Annotated in this window: 22 protein-coding genes; 3 read left to right on the top strand and 19 right to left on the bottom strand. The window is 71.2% G+C overall.

The genetic code is table 11. The annotated features are described in order from the left end of the window. Nucleotides 1-10: 10 nt before the first annotated feature. The 5 genes from alr to AB0398_RS00440 form a co-directional block, all read right to left on the bottom strand. Nucleotides 11-1,159, bottom strand: a complete 1,149-nt coding sequence (gene alr, locus AB0398_RS00460; RefSeq protein ID WP_366371049.1) for an alanine racemase — start codon at nt 1,157-1,159, stop codon at nt 11-13. 105 nt (nt 1,160-1,264) lie between these two features. Further along, nucleotides 1,265-2,713, bottom strand: coding sequence for an NAD(P)H-hydrate dehydratase (locus AB0398_RS00455; protein WP_366371047.1), 1,449 nt, complete (start codon nt 2,711-2,713; stop codon nt 1,265-1,267). 217 nt (nt 2,714-2,930) lie between these two features. Beyond that, nucleotides 2,931-3,299 (bottom strand): holo-ACP synthase, encoded by a 369-nt coding sequence (locus tag AB0398_RS00450; protein WP_366371046.1) that lies wholly within the window; start codon nt 3,297-3,299, stop codon nt 2,931-2,933. Nucleotides 3,300-3,342: 43 nt separating this feature from the next. Further along, the gene (gene glmS / locus AB0398_RS00445; protein WP_366371045.1) at nt 3,343-5,190 is read right to left on the bottom strand and encodes a glutamine--fructose-6-phosphate transaminase (isomerizing); all 1,848 of its coding nucleotides are present in this window, start codon (nt 5,188-5,190) and stop codon (nt 3,343-3,345) included. Between the two features lie 168 nt (nt 5,191-5,358). Then, nucleotides 5,359-6,132: a hypothetical protein gene (locus AB0398_RS00440; protein ID WP_366371043.1), complete on the bottom strand. Its 774-nt coding sequence runs from the start codon at nt 6,130-6,132 to the stop codon at nt 5,359-5,361. A 173-nt stretch (nt 6,133-6,305) separates the two neighbouring features. Between AB0398_RS00440 and coaA the strand changes: the two genes are divergently transcribed. After that, entirely contained in the window at nt 6,306-7,337 is a 1,032-nt protein-coding gene (coaA, locus tag AB0398_RS00435; RefSeq protein ID WP_366371041.1) for a type I pantothenate kinase, read from the top strand. 2 nt (nt 7,338-7,339) lie between these two features. After that, nucleotides 7,340-8,299: a DUF389 domain-containing protein gene (locus AB0398_RS00430; protein ID WP_366371039.1), complete on the top strand. Its 960-nt coding sequence runs from the start codon at nt 7,340-7,342 to the stop codon at nt 8,297-8,299. Nucleotides 8,300-8,366: 67 nt separating this feature from the next. On the opposite strand, the gene glmM is transcribed toward AB0398_RS00430, so the two are convergent. The 4 genes from glmM to AB0398_RS00410 all read right to left on the bottom strand — a co-directional run bounded on the left by glmM (nt 8,367) and on the right by AB0398_RS00410 (nt 12,772). Beyond that, a complete protein-coding gene (gene glmM, locus AB0398_RS00425) occupies nt 8,367-9,725 on the bottom strand; it encodes a phosphoglucosamine mutase (RefSeq protein WP_366371037.1) in 1,359 nt (452 codons plus the stop codon). A gap of 144 nt (nt 9,726-9,869) precedes the next feature. Next, entirely contained in the window at nt 9,870-10,382 is a 513-nt protein-coding gene (rpsI, locus tag AB0398_RS00420) for a 30S ribosomal protein S9 (RefSeq protein ID WP_015035601.1), read from the bottom strand. A gap of 44 nt (nt 10,383-10,426) precedes the next feature. Then, nucleotides 10,427-10,870, bottom strand: a complete 444-nt coding sequence (gene rplM, locus AB0398_RS00415) for a 50S ribosomal protein L13 (RefSeq protein ID WP_148005774.1) — start codon at nt 10,868-10,870, stop codon at nt 10,427-10,429. A 270-nt stretch (nt 10,871-11,140) separates the two neighbouring features. Beyond that, entirely contained in the window at nt 11,141-12,772 is a 1,632-nt protein-coding gene (locus AB0398_RS00410) for an ATP-binding cassette domain-containing protein (RefSeq protein WP_366372316.1), read from the bottom strand. Nucleotides 12,773-12,819: 47 nt separating this feature from the next. Here AB0398_RS00410 and AB0398_RS00405 point away from each other — a divergent pair, with 47 nt between their 5' ends. Next, nucleotides 12,820-13,878 (top strand): hypothetical protein, encoded by a 1,059-nt coding sequence (locus AB0398_RS00405; RefSeq protein ID WP_366371036.1) that lies wholly within the window; start codon nt 12,820-12,822, stop codon nt 13,876-13,878. On the opposite strand, the gene truA is transcribed toward AB0398_RS00405, so the two are convergent. The 10 genes from truA to secY all read right to left on the bottom strand — a co-directional run bounded on the left by truA (nt 13,849) and on the right by secY (nt 21,123). After that, complete coding sequence (gene truA, locus AB0398_RS00400) at nt 13,849-14,706, bottom strand: tRNA pseudouridine(38-40) synthase TruA (RefSeq protein WP_366371034.1); 858 nt, start codon at nt 14,704-14,706, stop codon at nt 13,849-13,851. The genes AB0398_RS00405 and truA overlap by 30 nt on opposite strands. A gap of 81 nt (nt 14,707-14,787) precedes the next feature. Next, nucleotides 14,788-15,276 carry a 50S ribosomal protein L17 gene (gene rplQ, locus AB0398_RS00395; RefSeq protein WP_366371033.1) on the bottom strand — a complete coding sequence of 163 codons (489 nt, stop codon included), beginning with the start codon at nt 15,274-15,276 and terminating at the stop codon, nt 14,788-14,790. A gap of 177 nt (nt 15,277-15,453) precedes the next feature. Further along, nucleotides 15,454-16,476, bottom strand: a complete 1,023-nt coding sequence (locus tag AB0398_RS00390) for a DNA-directed RNA polymerase subunit alpha (protein WP_030759338.1) — start codon at nt 16,474-16,476, stop codon at nt 15,454-15,456. Between the two features lie 117 nt (nt 16,477-16,593). Then, nucleotides 16,594-16,998 carry a 30S ribosomal protein S11 gene (gene rpsK / locus AB0398_RS00385; protein ID WP_003956432.1) on the bottom strand — a complete coding sequence of 135 codons (405 nt, stop codon included), beginning with the start codon at nt 16,996-16,998 and terminating at the stop codon, nt 16,594-16,596. Nucleotides 16,999-17,064: 66 nt separating this feature from the next. After that, complete coding sequence (rpsM, locus tag AB0398_RS00380) at nt 17,065-17,445, bottom strand: 30S ribosomal protein S13 (RefSeq protein ID WP_030209021.1); 381 nt, start codon at nt 17,443-17,445, stop codon at nt 17,065-17,067. Nucleotides 17,446-17,635: 190 nt separating this feature from the next. Continuing rightward, on the bottom strand, nt 17,636-17,749 hold the full coding sequence (gene rpmJ, locus AB0398_RS00375) for a 50S ribosomal protein L36 (protein WP_003956441.1): 114 nt from the start codon (nt 17,747-17,749) through the stop codon (nt 17,636-17,638). Between the two features lie 62 nt (nt 17,750-17,811). Beyond that, a complete protein-coding gene (gene infA, locus AB0398_RS00370) occupies nt 17,812-18,033 on the bottom strand; it encodes a translation initiation factor IF-1 (RefSeq protein WP_003956442.1) in 222 nt (73 codons plus the stop codon). A gap of 173 nt (nt 18,034-18,206) precedes the next feature. Beyond that, nucleotides 18,207-19,058: a type I methionyl aminopeptidase gene (gene map, locus AB0398_RS00365; protein ID WP_366371032.1), complete on the bottom strand. Its 852-nt coding sequence runs from the start codon at nt 19,056-19,058 to the stop codon at nt 18,207-18,209. A gap of 98 nt (nt 19,059-19,156) precedes the next feature. Then, nucleotides 19,157-19,804, bottom strand: coding sequence for an adenylate kinase (locus tag AB0398_RS00360; RefSeq protein ID WP_366371031.1), 648 nt, complete (start codon nt 19,802-19,804; stop codon nt 19,157-19,159). Continuing rightward, the gene (gene secY / locus AB0398_RS00355) at nt 19,804-21,123 is read right to left on the bottom strand and encodes a preprotein translocase subunit SecY (RefSeq protein WP_366371030.1); all 1,320 of its coding nucleotides are present in this window, start codon (nt 21,121-21,123) and stop codon (nt 19,804-19,806) included. The genes AB0398_RS00360 and secY overlap by 1 nt, the downstream gene beginning before the upstream one ends. Between the last annotated feature and the right edge of the window lie 344 nt (nt 21,124-21,467).

Raw genomic sequence — 21,467 nt, 5'->3', positions numbered from 1 at the left:
CATTTCCTCCTCATTCGCCCGGGTAGACGCGCGGGACGCGCGCCCCGATCCGGGTGACGATCTCGTACGCGATGGTGTCGGCGGCCACCGCCCAGTCCTCGGCGGTCGGTTCGCCCCGGTCGCCGGGGCCGAAGAGCACGGCCTCGGTGCCGGGCTCGGGGGTCTCCCCGCCGAGGTCGAGCACGAACTGGTCCATGGCGACGCGGCCGGCGACCGTGCGGACGGTGTCCCCGACGAGGACGGGGCCGCGGCCGGAGGCGTGCCGGGGGACGCCGTCGGCGTACCCGAGGGGCACGAGTCCGAGGGTGGTCTCGCCGTCGGTGACGTAGTGGTGCCCGTAGCTGACGCCGTGTCCGGCCGGGACCTGCTTGACGAGCGCGACGCTCGCCTTGAGCGACATGACGGGCCGCAGGCCGAGTTCGGCGGAGGTGCCGAGCTCGGGGCTGGGCGAGATGCCGTAGACGGCGATGCCGGGCCGGACGAGGTCGAAGTGGGCCTCGGGGAGGGTGAGGGTGGCCGGCGAGTTGGCGATGTGCCGGACCTCGGGCTCGACGCCGGCCTTCTCGGCGTAGTCGAGCATCGAGCGGAAGACGTCGAGCTGGGCGGCGATGGAGGGGTGGTGGGGCTCGTCGGCGCAGGCGAGGTGCGACCAGAGCCCGGTGACCTTGAGCAGCCCCTCGGCCTCGGCCTTCAGCGCCTCCCCGACGAGCTCGGGCCAGTCGGCGGGCTGGCAGCCGTTGCGGCCGAGGCCGGTGTCGGCCTTGAGCTGCACGCGGGCGCTCTTCCCGGTGGCCCGGGCCGCCGCGACGACCTCCCGCAGGGCCCACATCCCGCTGACGGACATGTCGAGCCCGGCCTCGATGCCCCGGTCCCACGGGTCGCCGGGGGTCCAGAGCCAGCACATGACGGGAACGTCCGTGATCCCGGCGGCCCGCAGCGCGAGCGCCTCGTGCGGGGTGGCCGTGCCGAGCCAGTCCGCCCCCGCCTCCAGGGCGGCGCGGGCACAGCGCACGGCGCCGTGTCCGTACGCGTCGGCCTTGACCACGGCCATGATCCGGACGTGGGGGGCGACGCGGGCGCGCAGCGTGCGGACGTTCGCACGCAGCGCGCCGAGGTCGATCTCGGCGCGGGCTCTGCGGGGCGGCGGTGTCTCAGTCATCGCGCCCAGTCTCTCAGGTGCGCCCCCCGGCACCGCTTTCCCGGGCTGTAGCGCCGATCACCCTTATGAGCGACACCCCGGGAACCCCTCTCGTCCCGGGCCGTCCTACGACGGGTTCCGCACGTCCTCCCACGCCCCCCGCAACGCCCCCGCCACCTCCGTCGCCGTCACCGGGGCCGTCCCCGACGAGGCGCGGCGGGCGGCGAGTCCGTGGAGGTAGGCCGCGCAGGAGGCCGCGTCGACGGGCGGCAGGCCCGCCGCGAGCAGCGAGCCCGCCAGGCCGGAGAGGACGTCGCCGCTCCCGGCGGTGGCGAGCCAGGACGTCCCGGTCGGGTTCACCCGTACGGGACCGGCGTCCCCGCACACCAGCGTCGTGGAGCCCTTGAGGAGGACCGTCGCGCCGAAGCGGTCGGCCAGCTCCCGGACCGCCGCGAGCCGCCCCGCCTCGACCTCGCCCCGGGGGACGGAGAGCAGCGCCGCCGCCTCGCCCGCGTGCGGGGTGAGGAGGGTGGGCGCGCTCCGGCCCCGTACGACCGCCGGTTCGAGCCCCCGCAGCCCGTCCGCGTCGACCAGGACCGGCACGTCCGAGGCGAGGGTGTCCGCGACCGCCTCCCGCGCCCCGGGCGCGTCCCCGAGCCCCGGACCGACGACCCACGCCTGGACCCGCCCGGCCTTCTGCGGCGGCCAGGGGTGCACCAGGGTCTCGGGGTGCGCGGCGAGCACCGCGTCCCCGCCGGCCCCGACGTACCGCACGGCCCCCGCCCCGCCCCGCAGCGCCCCGGTCACGGCGAGGACGGCGGCGCCGGGGTAGCGGGTGGAGCCGGCGACGACGCCGACGACCCCGCGCCGGTACTTGTCGCTCTCGGCGCCCGGCACCGGCAGCAGCCGCGCCACGTCCTCGTGCTGGAGCGCCTCCAGGTCCGGCACCCCCGGCAGGACCGCGCCGAGCCCGATGTCCACGAGCCGCAGCGCGCCCGCGTACGCGTGCGCCGGGTCGACGAGCAGTCCCGGCTTGTACGTCCCGAAGGTGACCGTGACGTCGGCCCGCAGCGCCTCCCCGGCGACCTCCCCGGTGTCGGCGTCGACGCCGCTGGGCAGGTCGACGGCGACGACGACGGCGTCGGAGCCGCGCGCGGCCCGGGCGACGGGGACGGCGTCGGGCCGCAGCCCGCCGCGCCCGCCGATGCCGGTGATCCCGTCGAGGACGAGGTCGGCGCCGGCCAGCGGCTCGAACGGGTCGTCCGCGATCCGCCCGCCCGCCGCCCGGAGCGCCGCGAGCCCGCCCTCGTGGGCGCGCGCGCCGAGCAGCACGGCGGTCACGCCCGCGCCGCGCCGGGCGAGCCGGGCCCCGGCGTACAGCGCGTCGCCGCCGTTGTCGCCGCTCCCGACGAGGAGGACGACCCGGGACCCGTACACCCGTCCCTTCCCGAGCAACGAGCAGCAGGCGGCGGCGAGTCCGGCGGCGGCCCTGCCCATGAGGGCGCCCTCCGGGAGGCGGGCCATGAGGGCGGCCTCGGCGGCCCGGACGGTCTCCACGCGGTAAGCGGTACGCATGTCCAGCAGTCTGCCGCAGGCGGCGGAGGGCCGCCCGGAGAAGGTTGACACCACCGGTAATTCAACTTAGCTTAGGCTTACCTAAGTAGGTCGGATGGCGTCACACCACTCCGCACGCGCGCGGTACACACATTCCGTCGCCGGCCCTGGCAGCCGCGCGCGCCACACGTCCCGGGACCCGGCCGTTTCCGAACGGCCGGGCCCCGGGGCGTACCGCTCACCCCTCCGCGATCACCACCGCCGACGCCACCCCCGCGTCGTGGCTCAGCGACACGTGCCAGTGCCGCACGCCCAGCTCCACCGCCCGGGCCTCCACCGATCCCCGCACCCGCAGGCGCGGTCGCCCGGTCTCCTCGACGTACACCTCGGCGTCCGTCCAGAGCAGTCCGGCCGGCGCGCCGAGCGCCTTCGCCAGGGCCTCCTTCGCGGCGAACCGCACGGCGAGCGAGGCGACCCCGCGCCGCTCGCCGCTCGGGAGCAGCAGCTCGTCCTCGACGAAGAGCCGGTCGAGCAGCCCCGGCGTCCGTTCGATCGACGCGGCGAACCGGTCGATCTCCGCCACGTCGATCCCCACCCCGATGATCATGTCCCGCTCACTCCCCTGTTCCCCTCACTCCGCGGTCACCGGCTCACTCCACGGTCACCGACTTGGCCAGATTGCGCGGCTGGTCGACCTCGTTGCCCCGCGCGGTGGCGAGCTCGCAGGCGAAGACCTGGAGCGGCACCGTGGAGACCAGCGGCTGGAGCAGCGTAGGCGTGGCGGGGATCCGGACGAGGTGGTCGGCGTACGGGACGACCGTCTCGTCCCCCTCCTCCGCGATCACGATCGTGCGGGCGCCGCGCGCCCTGATCTCCTGGATGTTGGAGACGATCTTGTCGTGGAGGACGGAGCGGCCCTCCGGCGAGGGCACCACGACCACGACCGGCAGGTCCTCCTCGATGAGGGCGATCGGCCCGTGCTTGAGCTCCCCGGCGGCGAAGCCCTCGGCGTGCATGTACGCCAGCTCCTTGAGCTTCAGGGCGCCCTCCAGGGCCACCGGGTAGCCGACGTGGCGGCCGAGGAAGAGAACGGTGTCCTTGTGGGCGAGGGAGCGGGCGAGGGCCCGCACCGGCTCCATGGTCTCCAGGACGCGCTCGACCTCGTCGCCGATGCGGGCGAGTTCGCGCACGACGGCGAGGACCTCGTCGCCCCACTGGGTGCCGCGGACCCGGCCGAGGTGGAGCGCGAGCAGGTAGCAGGCGACGAGCTGGGTCAGGAAGGCCTTGGTGGAGGCGACGGCGACCTCGGGACCGGCGTGCGTGTAGAGCACGGCGTCGGACTCGCGCGGGATGGTGGAGCCGTTGGTGTTGCAGACGGCGAGCACCTTCGCGCCCTGCTCGCGCGCGTGCCGCAGCGCCATCAGGGTGTCCATGGTCTCGCCGGACTGGGAGATCGCGATCACCAGGGTGCGCGGGCCGAGGATCGGGTCCCGGTAGCGGAACTCGCTGGCGAGCTCGACCTCGCAGGGGATGCGGGTCCAGTGCTCGATGGCGTACTTGGCGATGAGCCCGGCGTGGAAGGCGGTGCCGCACGCGACGACGACGATCTTGTCGGCCTCGCGGAGCACGGCGTCGGGGATGCGCACCTCGTCGAGGGTGAGCCGCCCGGAGGCGTCGATCCGGCCGAGGAGCGTGTCGGCGACGGCCTTGGGCTGCTCGGCGATCTCCTTGAGCATGAAGTGGTCGTAGCCGCCCTTCTCGGCGGCGGAGGCGTCCCAGTCGACGTGGTAGGCCCGCACGTCGGCGGGCGCGCCGTGGAAGTCGGTGACGGTGACGCCCTCCCGGGTCAGCTCGACGACCTGGTCCTGGCCCAGCTCGATCGCGGAGCGGGTGTGGGCGATGAAGGCGGAGACGTCGGAGGCGAGGAAGTTCTCGCCCTCGCCGACGCCGACGACGAGCGGGGAGTTGCGGCGGGCGCCGACGACGGCGTCCGGCTGGTCGGCGTGCACCGCGACCAGGGTGAACGCCCCGTCGAGCCGCCGGCACACCAGCCGCATGGACTCGGCCAGGTCCCCGGTGGAGGAGAACTCCTCGGCGAGCAGGTGCGCGACGACCTCGGTGTCCGTCTCGGACGCCAGGTCGTGGCCGCGCCCGGCCAGCTCCTCGCGCAGGGCGGCGAAGTTCTCGATGATGCCGTTGTGGACGACGGCGGCCCGCCCGGCGTTGTCCAGGTGCGGGTGCGCATTGGCGTCGGTCGGGCCGCCGTGGGTGGCCCAGCGGGTGTGCCCGATCCCCACGGAGCCGCCGGGCAGCGGCCGTTCGGCCAGCTCCTTGTCCAGGTTGACGAGCTTGCCCGCCCGCTTCGCCGCGGCGAGCCCCCCGTCGGAGAGCACCGCGACACCGGCCGAGTCGTAGCCCCGGTATTCGAGCCGCTTGAGACCCGCGACCACCACATCAAGCGCCGACTGCCCGCCGACGTATCCCACGATTCCGCACATGTCGGAAGAGTACGGCGGAAGGCACCCCGCCGGACGGAGCCGACACGGACTCGGTCCGGCGGGGCGGAGCGCGCGAAGGGCCGCACCCCCGGGCGGGGTGCGGCCCTCGGCCGGTTCACCGTGACGGCCGACCCGCGCGCCGGCGACGGCCTGCGGGAACCCCCCGCGTCAGCCCAGCTTGGCGACCTGCGCGTCGATGACGGCCTGCGGGAACCCCTTGATCCCGCCGGGGGCGAAGCTGACGGACGAGAAGGACGCGAGCGTGTTGCCCTTGCGGAGGACGACGAGCTTGCTGACGAGCGGCTCGCCCTCCATGTCGCTGGTGAGGGTGAAGGAGGCCGCCTCCTCACCGGCGGTGAAGCTCTCCGGGACGACCTTGAGGACCTTGGTCTTCTCCCCCTTGTGGGACACCGTGAAGCCGCCGGTGCAGTCGGCGCCCGCCTTCTTCACCGAGGCGAGGGCCTCCTGGGCGCCCTGCCCGTCGTACGAGCCGAGCGTCAGCGCGGTGATCTCGACGCCGAACGCGTCGCGGATCGCGTCCTCCGGCGCGGCCGTGGCGTCCTTCTTCGGCTCCGCCATGATCTGGCGCTCGGCCGACACGGCGGGCGAGCCGGGCGAGATGAAGGACATCGCGTGGGCGACCGGGGCGCACTCCGGCTTGACGGTGGCGACCTCGGACGCCGGCACGACGTCCCCGGCCTTGGTCTTCTGGACCTGGTAGCCCTTGAGGTCGGCCTTCTCGACGATCAGCTTCTCCAGCTCGGCGTCCGAGAGCGCCTTGGCGGCGGGGGCCTCGGACGTGGCGGAGGCGCTCGGCGCCGCCGAGCCCTTGCCGGCGTCCTTGCCCTTGTCGCCGCTCTCCCCGCCGCCACAGGCGGTGACGAGCAGGGCGAGCGAGACGGCGGTCGTGGCGACGGCGGCGGTGCGGATGGACGTACGCATGCGTGGTGACTCTCTGCTTCTCTTCGTGCCGCCCCGGGGCGGCTCCCCCCGCGTGCGATCAGGAGCCCACGCGGCCTCCGAATGATCGCGCAGGAGGACGGTTCCGACCAACCCCTTTCCCGCGTGACCGACCCCACCACCCACGCCCGTCCCCGACCCCCGACAATGGCGGTGTGATCACTTCGCCGCCACGAAGCGCCCACGGGGACGGCCCCGGGGGCGGGCCCCAGGGCCCCCGCCACGGAAACGGACACCGCCGTCCGTCCGAGGCGACCCCGTACGTCGACCTCACCCGGGCCGAGTGGAGCGCCCTGCGCGACAAGACGCCGCTGCCCCTCACCGCCGAGGAGGTCGAGCGGCTCCGCGGCTTCGGGGACGTCATCGACCTCGACGAGGTGCGGGACGTCTACCTGCCGCTGTCCCGGCTCCTCAACCTGTACGTGCAGGCCACCAGCGGTCTGCGCGGCGCCCTGAACACCTTCCTCGGCGAGAGCGCCGAGCAGCGCGGCACCCCCTTCGTCATAGGGGTCGCCGGTTCGGTCGCCGTCGGCAAGTCCACCGTCTCCCGCCTCCTCCAGGCCCTGCTCGCCCGCTGGCCGGAGCACCCGCGCGTGGAGCTGGTGACCACGGACGCCTTCCTCTACCCGATGGAGGAGCTGAAGGCGCGCGGCCTGATGTCCCGCAAGGGCTTCCCCGAGTCGTACGACCGCCGGGCCCTGACCCGGTTCGTCGCGGACATCAAGGCGGGCAAGGACGAGGTCACCGCCCCGGTCTACTCGCACCTGATCTACGACCGGGTGCCCGACGAGCGGCTCGTCGTGCGCCGCCCGGACATCCTGATCGTGGAGGGCCTGAACGTCCTCCAGCCGGCCCTGCCCGGCAAGGACGGCCGGACCCGCGTCGGCCTCGCCGACTACTTCGACTTCTCGGTGTACGTGGACGCGCGGGCGGAGGACATCGAGCGCTGGTACCTGAACCGCTTCCGCAAGCTGCGCGACACCGCGTTCCAGGACCCCTCCTCGTACTTCCGGCGCTACACCCAGGTCTCCGAGGACGAGGCCTTCGACTACGCCCGCACCATGTGGCGGACCGTCAACAAGGTGAACCTCCTGGAGAACGTGGCGCCCACCCGCGGCCGGGCCACCCTCGTGGTCCGCAAGGGCCCCGACCACAAGGTGCAGAAGCTGAGCCTCCGTAAGCTCTGAGGATGCTGCACCTCCGGATGATTGTCCCGCACGAGACCACCCCGGCCGTGACCGAGCTCATCGAGTCGACGGTGGGCACCACGCACCTGGTGGTGATCCCCGGCGCGGCCCGGATCCCCGCCGGGGACGTCGTGCTGTGCGACGTGGCGCGCGAGGCGGGCGACGAGCTCCTCAAGGGCCTGCGCGGGCTGCGGATCGACCAGGTCGGTTCGATCGCCGTCGACGACATCGGCCTCTCCCTCTCCGAGCGGGCGGTCACCGCCGAGAAGGAGGCCCCGGGCGAGCCCGCCGACGCGGTGATCTGGGAGCAGCTGACGGGCGCGACGCACGAGGAGTCGACGCTCTCGGTCACGTACGTCGCGTTCATGGTCCTGGCGACGATGATCGCGGCCTGCGGCGTCGTCCTGGACAACGCGGTCCTCATCGTCGGCGCCATGGCCGTCGGCCCCGAGTTCGGCCCGCTCGCCGGCGTCTGTACGGCGGCGGTGCGGCGCGCGCCGAGGCTGGCCGCGCGCTCGCTGATCGCGCTGCTCGTCGGCTTCGCGGTGGCGATCGCGCTGACGACGCTGTTCAGCCTGGGGATGGACGCGCTCGACCTGTTCAGCCGGACCCAGCTGGACGCGGAGCGGCCCAACACCCACTTCATCTGGCAGCCGGACCCGTTCTCCTTCGTCGTGGCGCTGCTCGCGGGCGCGGCGGGCGTGCTCTCGCTGACCTCGGCGAAGTCCGGGGCCCTGGTGGGCGTGGCGATCTCGGTGACGACGGTCCCGGCGGGCGCGAACGCGGCGGTGGCGCTCGCCTACGGCGACCTGGGCCAGATGTGGGGCTCGGTCGAACAGCTGCTGCTCAACCTGTTCGGGATCATGCTGGCCGGGGTGCTGACGCTGTACGGACAGAAGCTGCTCTGGCGCACCCAGCGCGGCCGCTGGCGCCGCAGGCCGGGCGTCCGGAAGCGCGGATGAGAACGGCCCCGCCGCACCGGAGTCCGGTGCGGCGGGGCCGTTCCCGCATGACGGTGCCTCAGGAAGGCTAGCCCAGGACGGACTTCACGACGTCCGCGAGGCGCTGCGCGACCGACCGGGCCTGCTCGATGTCGGCGGCCTCGACCATGACGCGGACCAGCGGCTCGGTGCCCGAGGAGCGGAGCAGCACCCGGCCGGTGGAACCGAGCTCGCGCTCCGCCTCGGTGACGGCGGCGGCCAGGTCGGCGGAGGTGGCCACGCGCGACTTGTCGACGTCCTTCACGTTGATGAGGATCTGCGGCAGCCGCTCCATCACGCCGGCGAGGTCCGCGAGCGACTTGCCGGTGGCGGCGACCCGGGCGGCCAGCATGAGGCCGGTGAGGGTGCCGTCGCCGGTGGTGGCGTGGTCGAGCACGATGACGTGGCCCGACTGCTCGCCGCCGAGCGCGTAGCCGTGCTCCTTCATGGACTCCAGGACGTAGCGGTCGCCGACCGCCGTCTGGACCAGGCTCAGGCCCTCGCGCTCCATGGCCAGCTTGAAGCCCAGGTTGGACATGACGGTCGCGACGACCGTGTCGCCGCGCAGGGTGCCGGCCTCGCGCATGGCGAGGGCGAGCACGGCGAGGATCTGGTCGCCGTCGACCTCCTCGCCCGCCGCGTCCACGGCGAGGCAGCGGTCGGCGTCGCCGTCGTGCGCGATGCCCAGGTCGGCGCCGTGCTCGACGACGGCGGCCCGGAGCAGGCCGAGGTGGGTGGAGCCGCAGCCCTCGTTGATGTTGAGGCCGTCCGGCCGCGCGCCGATGGTGATCACCTCGGCGCCGGCCCGGGCGAAGGCCTCGGGCGAGACGCGGGAGGCGGCGCCGTGGGCCTCGTCCAGGACGACCTTCAGGCCGTCGAGGCGGTTGGGGAGGACCGCGATGAGGTGGGCGACGTACGTGTCGAAGCCCTCGTCGTAGTCGCGGACGCGGCCAACGCCGGCACCGGTCGGGCGGTCCCAGGGGGCGCCCGTGCGGTGCTCCTCGTACACGGCTTCGATCTTGTCCTCCAGTTCGTCGGCGAGCTTGTGGCCGCCGCGCGCGAAGAACTTGATGCCGTTGTCGGGCATGGCGTTGTGGCTCGCGGAGAGCATCACGCCGAGGTCGGCGCCGAGGACGCCGGTGAGGTGGGCCACGGCCGGGGTGGGCAGGACGCCGACGCGCAGCACGTCGACACCGGCGCTGGCGAGGCCGGCCACCACGGCGGCCTCCAGGAACTCTCCGGACGCGCGGGGGTCGCGCCCGACCACCGCGATCGGCCGGTGCCCTTCGAAGGTGCCCGCCTCGGCGAGCACGTGCGCCGCCGCGACGGACAGGCCGAGCGCCAGCTCCGCCGTCAGGTCCGCGTTGGCGACGCCGCGTACGCCGTCCGTGCCGAAGAGTCGTCCCACTGCTGTCCTCCGAAAATACGTGCCCGGGCGCCCATGAAAGAGAGGCCTGTGAAGAGGCTTGTGAAAGGAGCGTACGAAAAACCGTACGCCCCGACGGCACGGGCAGTGCCGCCGGGGCGTACGGAAAGCAGACCGAGCAGGCGATTAACGCTTGCTGTACTGCGGGGCCTTGCGGGCCTTCTTGAGACCGGCCTTCTTGCGCTCGACCGCACGGTCGTCGCGGGAGAGGAAGCCGGCCTTCTTCAGCGCCGGGCGGTTGTTCTCGACGTCCGCCTCGTTCAGCGCACGGGCCACGCCGAGGCGCAGGGCGCCGGCCTGACCGGAGACACCGCCACCCGCGATGCGGGCGATGACGTCGTAGCGGTTGTCGAGCTCGAGCACCTTGAAGGGCTCGTTGACTTCCTGCTGGTGCACCTTGTTGGGGAAGTAGTCCTCAAGGGTGCGACCGTTGATCTTCCACTTGCCGGTGCCCGGAACGATCCGGACGCGGGCGATGGCGTTCTTGCGACGGCCCAGGCCGGCGGCCGGCTGCGGGTCGCCGAAGCGGGACGCGAGCGACTCGGAGGTGTACTCACCCTCGACGAGCTCGGTCTCGGTGGTGTACTCCTCGACGCCCTCGAACTCGTCGACGGGGGTCTCGGGGGTGGTCTCGGCCACGATGCTCCTCAGATTTCTTTCGTTCTTAGGGGGTGTGGCCGGAACTACTGCGCGACCTGGGTGATCTCGAACGGGACCGGCTGCTGAGCAGCGTGCGGGTGGTTCTCGCCCGCGTAGACCTTCAGCTTCGAGAGCATCTGACGGCCCAGGGTGTTCTTGGGGATCATGCCCTTGATGGCCTTCTCGACGGCCTTCTCGGGGTTCTTGGCCAGCAGCTCGTCGTAGCGGACGGAGCGCAGACCGCCCGGGAAGCCGGAGTGGCGGTACGCCAGCTTCTGGGTCTTCTTGTTGCCGGACAGGTGGACCTTGTCGGCGTTGATGATGATGACGAAGTCGCCCATGTCCATGTGGGGGGCGTACACCGGCTTGTGCTTGCCTCGCAGGAGGTTCGCGGCCGTGGTCGCCAGACGGCCCAGGACGATGTCCTGCGCGTCGATGATGTGCCACTGGCGAGTGACATCGCCGGGCTTGGGGCTGTACGTACGCACTTCGTAGCCTTCGCTTCTTCAGTGGATGGAGTCCAGACACACCTGAAGCGATCATGCAGCTGGGGCCTGCACTGCCGGGACACCGCCCGTATGCGAGCCACTGGTAACTGCTCCAGGGAACCTGCGCGGGGCCCTTCGCGTGAGAACGACGAGGCCACTGCGCATAACAAACCGCAACAGTACCCGGGCCACCCCGGACGGGTCAAAACGCGCGACCCCACCGCGCCCGGCGCGGCCCCACCCCGCCCGGCACACGCCCCCGGCGCGCCCCTACCGCGCCCGCTCGACCCGCCGCTCGTCCCAGACCGGCTCGCTCGTCTCCCGCACGACCCCGTCCGAGCCGAAGACCAGGTACCGGTCGAAGCTCTTCGCGAACCAGCGGTCGTGCGTGACGGCCAGCACCGTCCCCTCGTACGACTCCAGGCCGTCCTGGAGCGCCTCGGCCGACTCCAGGTCCAGGTTGTCCGTCGGCTCGTCGAGCAGCAGCGCCGTCGTGCCCGCCAGTTCGAGCAGCAGGATCTGGAAGCGGGCCTGCTGGCCGCCCGAGAGCTTGTCGAAGGGCTGGTCGCCCTGGCGCTCCAGCTCGTACCGGCGCAGCACGGACATCGCCCCGCCCCGGTCCTTGGAGTGCTCGGTCCACAGGATGTCGACGAGCGGGCGCCCGGCCAGCTCCGGGTGGGCGTGGGTCTGCGCGAAGTGGCCGGGCACGACCCGGGCGCCCAGCTTCCACGTCCCGGTGTGCGCGACCGAACCGTCCCCGGCGAGCAGCCGCAGGAAGTGCGACTTGCCGGAGCCGTTCGAGCCGAGGACGGCGACCCGCTCCCCGTAGAAGACCTCCAGGGAGAACGGCTTCATCAGCCCGGTCAGTTCGAGGTTCTCGCAGGTCACGGCCCGCACCCCGGTCCGTCCGCCGCGCAGCCGCATCCGGATGTCCTGCTCGCGCGGCGGCTCCGGCGGCGGCCCGGCCTCCTCGAACTTCCTCAGCCGGGTCTGCGCCGCCGCGTACCGCGAGGCCATCTCGTGGCTGACCGCGGCCGCCTGCCGCAGGTTCACCACGAGCTTCTTGAGCTGGGCGTGCTTCTCCTCCCAGCGCCGCTTCAGCTCCTCGAAGCGGGCGAACCGCTCCCGCCGCGCCTCGTGGAAGGTGTCGAAGCCGCCGCCGTGCACCCACACGTCCGAACCGGCCGGTCCGGGCTCGACCGCGACGATCTTCTGCGCGGCCCGGGACAGCAGCTCCCGGTCGTGGGAGATGAAGAGCACGGTCTTGCGGGTTTCCCGCAGCCGCTCCTCCAGCCACCGCTTGCCGGGCACGTCGAGGTAGTTGTCCGGCTCGTCCAGGAGCAGCACCTCGTCGGGGCCGCGCAGCAGCGCTTCGAGCACAAGGCGCTTCTGCTCGCCGCCGGAGAGCGTCCGGGCCTCCCGGAACTGCGCCTTCTCGTACGGGACGCCGAGCGCGGCCGTGGTGCAGATGTCCCAGACGGTCTCCGCCTCGTAGCCCTGCACCTCGGCCCAGTCGGAGAGCGCCTGCGCGTACGTCATCTGCGCGGCCTCGTCGTCGACGGTCATGATCAGGTGCTCGGCCTCGTCGACCGCCTTCGCGGCCTCCCGGATCCGGGGCTGCGCGACCGAGACGAGCAGGTCGCGGACGGTCGAGCCGTCCCGTACGGAGCCGACGAACTGCGGCATCACGCCGAGGCCGCCGCTGACGGTGACGGAGCCGCCGTGCGGCTTGAGCTCCCCGGCGATCATTCGGAGCAGGGTCGTCTTCCCGGCGCCGTTGGCCCCGACGAGGGCGACGACGGCCCCCTCCCCGACCCGGAAGGAGGCGTCCCCGAGCAGGACCCTCCCGTCGGGAAGGTAGTACTCCAGATGTGCGGCCTCGACGTGTCCCATGAGGTGCATTGTCACCGCCCGCGCCGCCCGGACCCAACCGGTTTAGGATGCGCGGCATGAGCTTTGGGGGACCGCAGTGGCCGCAGGAGCCGCGGCAGCAGGGGCAGCAGGGGTACGGGCAGCAGCCCGGCGGCCACGGACAGCAGGGCCAGGGACAGGGACAGGGGCAGGGGTACGGGCAGGGGGCGGGCGGCTACGGATACCCCGGCCCGTACTCCGGCTCCGGCTCCGGCCCCCGGGGCGGCGGCGCTCCGGCCCCCTTCCCGGGCGCACCGGCCCCGGCCCCCGACCCCTTCCCCGGCGCCCGGGGCGGCGGCTCCACCCCCGACTGGAGCGCCCTGGCCGACGCCTCGGCCTCCCGCAACCGCCGCAGGCGCCGGCTGATGATCGGCGGCGGCGTCCTGGCCACCCTGCTCGTCGGCGCGATCGTCGCCACCGCCGTGGTGGCCACCGGCAAGAAGGACGACACCGCGAAGAACGGCGGCGGGACCCCCACCGGCGCGGTCTCCCCCACCGAGGCCCCCTCCCCCGAGCCGACCTTCTCCTCGGTGGCGCCGCCGCCCCCGCCGAACCCGAAGGACTACATCTCGGATCCGAAGAAGGACAAGGCCCCGCTCACCGCCGAGGGCCTCTTCCCGGGCACGAAGCTGACCATGAGCGGACGTCCGTACAAGAAGGGCGCGACCTCCGCCACGACGAACTGCGCGGCCGTCACCCAGGGCGGCCTCGGCACGGTCCTGAAGAAGAACGGCTGCCAACGAATGCTGCGGGCCACCTACGTGCGGGACGGCGTGGCGGTCACCGTCGGCGTCGCCGTCTTCCCCTCCGAGGCCGCGGCCCTCAAGGCGAAGGAGCAGGCCGTCGGCGGCATCGCGCCCCTGGTCGGCGCGGGCGTGGGCGACTTCTGCCACGCCACGGTCTGTCTGCGCCGCTCTAACTCGATCGGCCGGTACGCGTACTTCACCCAGGCCGGCTTCACCAATGGCAAGAAGGTCACCACGTCCGACCAGGGCGTCTTCCGGTCCAGCGACGACCTGGGCACCTTCGCCTTCAACCAGATCTACGCCCGCGGCAAGTCCCAGGCCTCAGCAGCAGCCGGCGCTCCTGGGCAGTGACCGCTTGTTGCGCGCCTCCCGGTTGCGGGCGGCGAGCAGCTCGTCGGCCGGGTAGCCGACCTCTTCGAGGGTGAGGCCGTGCGGCCGTACGACGTGCACGGCCGAGTCCCGGACGCCGGCCGCGAGCACCTTGCCCGGCCAGTCCACCGGCCGGTGCCCGTCGCCGACGAAGAGCAGCGCGCCGACGAGCGAGCGGACCATGTTGTGGCAGAAGGCGTCCGCCTTCACGGTCGCTTCGAGGACGCCGCCGGGCCGCCGCTCCCAGCGCAGCTCCTGGAGGGTGCGGATGGTGGTGGCGCCCTCGCGCCGCTTGCAGTACGCGGCGAAGTCGTGCTCGCCGACGAGCGCGGCGGCGGCCTCGTTCATGGCGTCCATGTCGAGGGCCCAGTCGTGCCAGAGCACGTGTCCGCGCAGCAGCGGGTCGACCCCGCCGGGGTTGTCGGTGACGCGGTAGGCGTAGCGGCGCCAGATCGCGGAGAAGCGGGCGTTGAAGCCACTGGGGGCCTCGGTCAGGGACCAGACCCGCACGTCGTGCGCGAGGCGCCCGGCGAGCCGCCTCAGCAGCTTGTCGCGGTGCTCCTGCCACAGCTCCACGGGCAGGTCGACGTGGGCGACCTGGCCGCGCGCGTGCACGCCGGCGTCGGTCCGCCCGGCGACGGTCAGCTCGTACGTCTCCTGGGACCGGGTCACGGTCCGCAGGGCGTCCTCGATGTCCCCCTGGACGGTCCGCCGCCCGTGGGCCTGCTTGGCCCAGCCGGAGAAGTCCTTGCCGTCGTACGAAAGGTCCAGCCGGACCCGTACGAAACCGTCCTGCACGTCGTCGCTCACGCGGAGATCCTCTCAAAACACGGGAACGGGCCCGCACCCACGAGGGGTGCGGGCCCGCACACGAAACAGCCGGAAAGACGCTTACGCGTCCTTCGACTCCTCCGCCGGAGCCTCGTCGGCCTTGGTCTCCTCGGCCTTGGGGGCCTCGTCGGCCTCCTTGACGGCGCGCTTGGTGGCGGCCTCGGCCTCGGCGACGGTCGCCTTCTTGGCGATCTCGCCCTCGACCAGCTCGATCACGGCCATCGGGGCGTTGTCGCCACGACGGTTGCCGATCTTGGTGATGCGGGTGTAGCCACCCGGACGCTCCGAGTAACGCGGGGCGATCTCGGTGAAGAGGGTGTGGACGATCCCCTTGTCGGTGATCGACTGCAGCACCAGGCGACGGTTGTGGATGTCGCCCTTCTTCGCCTTGGTGATCAGGCGCTCGGCGACCGGACGCAGGCGGCGGGCCTTGGCCTCGGTCGTGGTGATGCGGCCGTGCTCGAAGAGCGACTTCGCCAGGTTGGCGAGGAGCAGCTTCTCGTGCGCGGCGGAACCGCCGAGGCGGGCACCCTTCGCGGGACGCGGCATGGTGTTTCTCCTTGTGATCTGCACCGGCCGTATGAGGTACCGATGTCAGTGTCCGAGCGGGCGGTCACCCGTCGGAGATCCGGAAGGCCTCGAAGAGGCGCCCGGAAGGGGCGCGGGGAACTGCGCGATCAAGCACAGCTCACCCGCACCCGGGTACGGACCGTGAGGCCCGAGTTCTCAGTACTGCTCGGTCTCCACGAAGCCCGCATCCGCATCGTCGTCCGCGCCGAACGCGTCCGCCGCGGCGGTCGGGTCGAATCCGGGCGGCGAGTCCTTCAGCGCGAGGCCCATACCGGCCAGCTTCGCCTTGACCTCGTCGATCGACTTCGCACCGAAGTTGCGGATGTCGAGCAGGTCTGCCTCGGAACGCGCCACGAGCTCACCCACGGAGTGGATGCCCTCGCGCTTGAGGCAGTTGTAGGAGCGGACGGTGAGCTCCAGCTCCTCGATCGGCAGCGCCAGGTCGGCGGCCAGGGCGGCGTCCGTCGGGGACGGGCCCATGTCGATGCCCTCGGCGTCGATGTTGAGCTCGCGCGCCAGACCGAACAGCTCGACCAGGGTCTTGCCGGCGGACGCCATGGCGTCGCGCGGGCGCATGGCCTGCTTGGTCTCGACGTCGACGATCAGCTTGTCGAAGTCGGTGCGCTGCTCGACACGGGTCGCCTCGACCTTGTACGTGACCTTGAGCACCGGCGAGTAGATGGAGTCGACCGGGATGCGGCCGATCTCCTGGCCGACCTGCTTGTTCTGCACGGCGGAGACGTAGCCGCGGCCGCGCTCGACGGTCAGCTCCATCTCCAGCTTGCCCTTGGCGTTCAGGGTCGCCAGGACGAGGTCGGGGTTGTGCACCTCGACACCGGCCGGGGGCGCGATGTCGGCGGCGGTGACCAGACCCGGGCCCTGCTTGCGCAGGTACATCACGACCGGCTCGTCGTGCTCCGAGGAGACGACCAGCTGCTTGATGTTCAGGATGAGGTCGGTGACGTCCTCCTTGACGCCCGGCACGGTGGTGAACTCGTGCAGGACCCCGTCGACGCGGATGCTGGTGACGGCGGCACCCGGGATCGAGGAGAGGAGGGTACGGCGGAGGGAGTTGCCGAGGGTGTAGCCGAAGCCCGGCTCCAGCGGCTCGATCACGAACCGGGAGCGGAACTCGTCGACGACCTCTTCGGTCAGCGACGGACGCTGAGCGATAAGCATGTTGTGTCCTTCAGTCGTGGACGCCCACTATTTGACGTCCGACTTGTCCTGCAAGGGTACGGGCGGCACGGCCCCGAAGAGCCGTACCGCCCGAAGTCCTGAACAAGCAGCCGTGCGTCAGACGCGGCGGCGCTTGGGGGGACGGCAGCCGTTGTGCGGCGTGGGGGTGACGTCCTGGATCGAGCCGACCTCGAGGCCGGTGGCCTGGAGGGAGCGGATCGCGGTCTCACGGCCGGAGCCGGGACCCTTGACGAAGACGTCGACCTTGCGCATGCCGTGCTCCTGCGCGCGGCGGGCGGCCGACTCGGCGGCCATCTGCGCGGCGAAGGGGGTGGACTTGCGCGAGCCCTTGAAGCCGACGTGGCCGGCGGAGGCCCAGGAGATCACGTTGCCCGAGGGGTCCGTGATCGAGACGATCGTGTTGTTGAACGTGCTCTTGATGTGCGCGTGGCCGTGAGCGACGTTCTTCTTTTCCTTGCGGCGCACCTTCTTGGCAGCGCCCTGACGACCCTTGGGGGGCATCTATAACTCCTACGGGAGGTGGTCGGTCCTACAGCGAAGACCGCTTGGTCAAGCGTCCGCTGAGGACTACTTCTTGCCCGGCTTCTTCTTGCCGGCGATGGCGCGACGCGGGCCCTTGCGGGTACGGGCGTTCGTGCTGGTGCGCTGACCGCGGACGGGCAGGCCACGACGGTGGCGGAGGCCCTGGTAGCAGCCGATCTCGACCTTGCGGCGGATGTCGGCGGCGATCTCACGGCGGAGGTCACCCTCGGTACGGAGGTTGGCGTCCACGTACTCGCGGATCTTGACGAGGTCTTCCTCGGCGAGGTCGCGGACACGGGTGGACGGGTTCACGCCGGTCGCGGCGAGAATCTCCTCGGACCGGGTGCGCCCGATACCGAAGACGTAGGTGAGTGCGACCACCACACGCTTTTCGCGCGGGATGTCAACACCGGAAACGCGTGCCATTCAATGGCTCCTGTGTTCTCGGGGGTCTGCTGCAGAACCGTTCCCGGCTGCCGTATGAGGTACAGGTCGGGTCCCCGGCCCCCGCCGGAGGTGCCGTCAACCGTGTGAACACGGCCCGACGGGCTCTGCGTATGTACGTGTTGCTATGCGTCGCGCGAAGAGCTGCGAGATGCAGGTCGGTCGGCGTGCGTCAGCCCTGGCGCTGCTTGTGGCGCAGGTTGTCGCAGATGACCATGACCCGGCCGTGACGGCGGATCACCTTGCACTTGTCGCAGATCTTCTTGACGCTCGGCTTGACCTTCATGGGTGTGAGGTTCTCCGGGTCAGTGCCACCACCCGCGCGCGGAGGCGGGGTGCGGGCAAGATCTACTTGTAGCGGTAGACGATCCGGCCACGCGTCAGGTCGTACGGAGAGAGCTCCACGACGACCCGGTCGTCCGGGAGGATTCGGATGTAGTGCATCCGCATCTTGCCGGAGATGTGCGCGAGGACCTTGTGACCGTTCTGGAGTTCCACCTTGAACATGGCGTTCGGGAGGGACTCGATCACGGTGCCCTCGATCTCGATGGCACCTTGCTTCTTGGCCACGCTTCGCCTTTCGAATCGGCTACCTTGATCGACTTTCGCCGCCCGGTGCGGACACACGGGTACACGAGAGCCGACGCATCAGTCTACGTCAGGCGCAAGCAAAAGACGAATCGGGAAGTCTGCCCACCCGAAATGATCCTTATGCAAAGCACCTCGCCGTAGAAAATCCGTACTTACGCCAACGGATCCGGGGCCGCCACGACGCCCAGCTCCGCGAGCTTCGCCTTCCCCCCGTCGACCGCCGTCAGGACCAGCGGGCCCTCCTCCGTCACGGCCACGCTGTGCTCCCAGTGGGAGGACCAGGTGCCGTCCGTGGTGATGACCGTCCAGTCGTCCTCCAGGACCTCCGTGCGGGGGGTGCCCAGGGAGACCATCGGCTCGATCGCCAGGCAGAGGCCGGGGACCAGCTTCGGGCCCTTGCCGCGCTTGCGGGAGACGTAGTTCAGGAGGTGCGGGTCCATGTGCATCTCGGTGCCGATGCCGTGGCCGCCGTAGTCCTCGATGATCCCGTACCGGCCGAGGCTGTGGTCGCCGACCGCCGGCCGCGGCTGCCGCTTGATGTAGGTCTCGATCGCCTTCGAGACGTCGACCAGGCGGTTGCCGGTCTTCATGGCCGCGATGCCGGCCCACATCGACTCCTCGGTCACCCGGGAGAGCTCGACCAGCTCGGGCGCGTGGCCGGTGCCCACGAAGGCCGTGTAGGCCGCGTCGCCGTGCCAGCCGTCCACGATCGCGCCGCAGTCGATCGAGATGATGTCGCCGTCCTTGAGGACGGTCTTGTCGTCGGGGATGCCGTGGACGACGACCTCGTTCACCGAGGTGCAGATCGTCGCGGGGAACCCGCCGTACCCGAGGAAGTTCGACTTCGCCCCGTGGTCGGCGATGACCTTGCGCGCGACCTCGTCCAGGTCCCGGGTCGTGGCGCCCGGCACGGCCGCCTCGCGGGTCGCCGCGTGGATGGCGGCGACGACCAGCCCCGCCTCGCGCATCTTCGCGATCTGCTCGGGGGTCTTGATCTGCACCATCGTGGCCGGGGCCTTTCCACTGGGTAAAAGGGGGACGGAACAACGATACGGCCGCGGCGCCCCCGAGGGGCACCGCGGCCGTGTCGAACGAACCGGGGTTACTTCTTGAGCGCGTCCATCGCCTTGGCGGTGACCTCGTCCACCTTGCCGAGCGCCGAGATCGTCACGACCAGGTTCTGCGCCCGGTAGTAGTCGATGATCGGCTCGGTCTGCGTGTGGTAGACCTCCAGGCGCCGGCGGACGGTCCCCTCGGAGTCGTCGTCGCGCTGGTAGAGCTCGCCGCCGCAGACGTCGCAGACGCCCTCGGTCTTCGGCGCGTTGTACGTCACGTGGAAGACGTGCGCGCTGTCCTTGCGGCAGATGCGGCGGCCCGCGATCCGCTTCACGACCTCGTCCTCGGGGACCTCCAGGTCCAGGACCGCGTCGAGCTCCATGCCCTCGGCCTTCAGGACGGCGTCCAGCGCCTCGGCCTGAGCGACGTTCCGGGGGAACCCGTCGAGCAGGAAGCCGTTGACGGCGTCCGGCTGCTCCATGCGGTCCTTGGCCATCCCGATGGTCACCTCGTCGGGCACCAGGTCACCGGCGTCCATGAACGCCTTGGCCTTGAGGCCCAGCTCCGTGCCCTGAGAGATGTTGGCGCGGAACAGATCACCCGTGGAGATGTGCGGGATGTCCAGGTTCTTGGCAAGGAACGCGGCCTGCGTGCCCTTGCCCGCACCGGGCGGTCCGACGAGGACGATTCGCATCAGCGGAGGAACCCTTCGTAATTGCGCTGCTGGAGCTGGCTCTCGATCTGCTTCACGGTCTCCAGCCCCACACCCACGATGATCAGGATGCTCGTCCCGCCGAAGGGGAAGTTGGCATTGGCGCCGCCGAAGCCTGCCAACGCCGTCGTCGGCACGAGAGCGATCAGACCCAAGTACAGCGAGCCCGGCCAAGTGATCCTGTTGAGCACGTAGCTCAGGTACTCGGCAGTAGGTCGACCGGCCCGGATACCCGGGATGAAGCCACCATACTTCTTCATGTTGTCGGCGACTTCCTCGGGGTTGAACGAGATCGCCACGTAGAAGAAGGCGAAGAACACGATCAGGAGGAAGTAGGTGGCGATGTAATAGGGGTGGTCACCCTTGACGAAGTGGGCTTCGATCCAGGTCTTCCAGCCGGAGGTGGAGCTCGAGAACTGCGCCACGAGCGCCGGGATGTAGAGCAGCGACGACGCGAAGATGACAGGAATCACACCTGCCTGGTTCACCTTCAGCGGGATGTACGTGGACGTACCGCCGTAGGAGCGCCGGCCGATCATGCGCTTCGCGTACTGGACCGGGATGCGCCGCTGGGCCTGCTCGACGAAGACCACCAGGCCCACCATCACGAAGCCGATGAGGATGACGACGCCGAACTCGATCCAGCCGTCGGCCAGGGTGCCGCTCTCCTTGATGGCCCACAGGGCGCCCGGGAAGCCGGCGGCGATCGAGATGAACATCAGGATCGACATGCCGTTGCCGATGCCGCGGTCGGTGATCAGCTCACCGAGCCACATGACGGCGGCCGTGCCGGCGGTCATCGTGATGACCATGGTGGCGATGGTGAAGATCGACTGGTCGGGCACGACCTGGTCGGCGACGACGCAGCCGCTGAAGAGCGCGCCGCTCTTGGCGGTCGCGACGAGACCGGTGCCCTGGAGGACGGCGAGGGCGATCGTCAGGTACCGGGTGTACTGCGTGATCTTGGCGGTACCGGACTGACCCTCCTTCTTGAGGGCCTCGAGGCGCGGGATCACGACGGTCAGCAGCTGCAGGATGATGCTCGCCGTGATGTACGGCATGATGCCGAGCGCGAAGATGGTGATCTGCAGCAGTGCCCCGCCACTGAACATGTTGACCAGGCCGAAGAGGCTGTTGTTGCCCTCGCTGGCCTGCTTGACACACTGCTGGACGGCCTCGTAGCTGACGCCGGGGACGGGGATGTGCGCCCCGAGCCGGTACAGCACGATGATGGCGAGCGTGAAGAGCAGCTTCTTGCGCAGGTCGGGCGTCTTGAACGCCCGGGCGAACGCGGTGAGCACGGTGCCTCCTGCGACCCCCGCGTTACGCGCGTGAGGGTGACGGTTTGTATGGGAGCGAGTACAGAACACGGCAGCCGCACGCGAGAAGCGCAGACTGCCGGGGAAGCTATCAGCGGCTACCATACCCGGCCCCACAGTCAGCAGGAAACGTCTCGAGACACGTCGGCCCGGTACCGGTCACGGGCGGCGCCCCGGGTGTCCGGCATCTACTTCCGTGGGGCGTCCGTCCCGGCCGGGAGCCGCGGGGACACGCCCCCCCTCCCCCGGAAGAACGTTCGAGCGGTTCCGGCCCCACCGGCCGGGTCCGCACCGCCCGCGCGGAGCGGGCTGCCGACCGCTCCGCG

The organism is Streptomyces sp. NPDC086147, from assembly GCF_040702165.1.
GTDB lineage: Bacteria > Actinomycetota > Actinomycetes > Streptomycetales > Streptomycetaceae > Streptomyces.
The sequence above is the reverse complement of the archived record's forward strand: the minus strand, read 5'-3'. Positions and strand labels throughout refer to the sequence as shown.

What these genes read in the sequence shown, in the direction of transcription:
- alr (WP_366371049.1), bottom strand. Translation starts at nt 1,159, where the DNA reads ATGACTGAGACACCGCCGCCCCGCAGAGCCCGCGCCGAGATCGACCTC.
- AB0398_RS00455 (WP_366371047.1), bottom strand. Translation starts at nt 2,713, where the DNA reads ATGCGTACCGCTTACCGCGTGGAGACCGTCCGGGCCGCCGAGGCCGCC.
- AB0398_RS00450 (WP_366371046.1), bottom strand. Translation starts at nt 3,299, where the DNA reads ATGATCATCGGGGTGGGGATCGACGTGGCGGAGATCGACCGGTTCGCC.
- glmS (WP_366371045.1), bottom strand. Translation starts at nt 5,190, where the DNA reads ATGTGCGGAATCGTGGGATACGTCGGCGGGCAGTCGGCGCTTGATGTG.
- AB0398_RS00440 (WP_366371043.1), bottom strand. Translation starts at nt 6,132, where the DNA reads ATGCGTACGTCCATCCGCACCGCCGCCGTCGCCACGACCGCCGTCTCG.
- AB0398_RS00430 (WP_366371039.1), top strand. Translation starts at nt 7,340, where the DNA reads ATGCTGCACCTCCGGATGATTGTCCCGCACGAGACCACCCCGGCCGTG.
- AB0398_RS00410 (WP_366372316.1), bottom strand. Translation starts at nt 12,772, where the DNA reads ATGCACCTCATGGGACACGTCGAGGCCGCACATCTGGAGTACTACCTT.
- AB0398_RS00405 (WP_366371036.1), top strand. Translation starts at nt 12,820, where the DNA reads ATGAGCTTTGGGGGACCGCAGTGGCCGCAGGAGCCGCGGCAGCAGGGG.
- rplQ (WP_366371033.1), bottom strand. Translation starts at nt 15,276, where the DNA reads ATGCCGCGTCCCGCGAAGGGTGCCCGCCTCGGCGGTTCCGCCGCGCAC.
- AB0398_RS00390 (WP_030759338.1), bottom strand. Translation starts at nt 16,476, where the DNA reads ATGCTTATCGCTCAGCGTCCGTCGCTGACCGAAGAGGTCGTCGACGAG.
- rpsK (WP_003956432.1), bottom strand. Translation starts at nt 16,998, where the DNA reads ATGCCCCCCAAGGGTCGTCAGGGCGCTGCCAAGAAGGTGCGCCGCAAG.
- rpsM (WP_030209021.1), bottom strand. Translation starts at nt 17,445, where the DNA reads ATGGCACGCGTTTCCGGTGTTGACATCCCGCGCGAAAAGCGTGTGGTG.
- rpmJ (WP_003956441.1), bottom strand. Translation starts at nt 17,749, where the DNA reads ATGAAGGTCAAGCCGAGCGTCAAGAAGATCTGCGACAAGTGCAAGGTG.
- map (WP_366371032.1), bottom strand. Translation starts at nt 19,058, where the DNA reads ATGGTGCAGATCAAGACCCCCGAGCAGATCGCGAAGATGCGCGAGGCG.
- AB0398_RS00360 (WP_366371031.1), bottom strand. Translation starts at nt 19,804, where the DNA reads ATGCGAATCGTCCTCGTCGGACCGCCCGGTGCGGGCAAGGGCACGCAG.